This window comes from Neisseria sp. P0021.S007, from assembly GCF_051956855.1.
This window is the reverse complement of sequence record NZ_JBQCXA010000562.1, coordinates 1-675: the sequence shown is the minus strand read 5'-3', so window position 1 is coordinate 675 and position 675 is coordinate 1. Positions and strand designations below refer to the sequence as shown.

Genomic DNA, 675 nt, shown 5'->3' with positions numbered 1-675 from the left:
ACATACAACAGTGTAATTTTCAGACGGCCCGGGTTTAATCGAGCAAAAGCAAAAGACCGTCTGAACATTTTTGATGACATGGAATTTAAACGCCTTGGATTCCCGGTTTTCCTTGCCGGATAAGGGGAGGGCGGTTTTTAGCAAAGGGGAAAATTGTCGGAACAAGGGAGGGAAAAACGGTGGATTGAGCTGTGTTTGGGGGTTATATAAATAAGTGTATGAAGGTTTTAGTCGTAGTGTATGAAGATTTTGCTTGTGATTTTAATTTAATTATGACTTGTCAACACTGTTAAATTTTTTTACGATAAGGTCAGATTATGTTTGCATGGCCATAAGCGGTGCATCCTCTATACCGGATATTATCCTTGTCCGAATATCTACTTTAACCGACCGGCTTGCCCGGCCTGATTCCTAAATATATACGCGCAAGGCTGAACGGCCTTGGCGGCACTCGACTTTTAAGAGGTTCATCGTGTCAAATTCTCAATCCAGCGAACGCGCGACGTTTAGCAGTCGCCGCGCCTTTATGTTTGCTGCCATCGGCTCGGCCGTGGGCTTAGGCAACATTTGGCGATTCCCTTACATCGCTTTCGACAACGGCGGCGGTGCTTTCGTCCTCCCTTACTTGGTTGCGCTGTTGACGGCAGGTATTCCGCTGTTGCTGCTCGACTACGC

1 protein-coding gene is annotated in these 675 nt (G+C 46.7%); it reads left to right on the top strand.

Features of this window, described 5'->3' with window-relative positions; genetic code table 11:
- Positions 1 to 526: 526 nt before the first annotated feature.
- Positions 527 to 675, top strand: a 149-nt coding sequence (locus ACTHUR_RS14640) for a hypothetical protein (RefSeq protein ID WP_440399311.1), incomplete at its 3' end; no start/stop codon positions are given.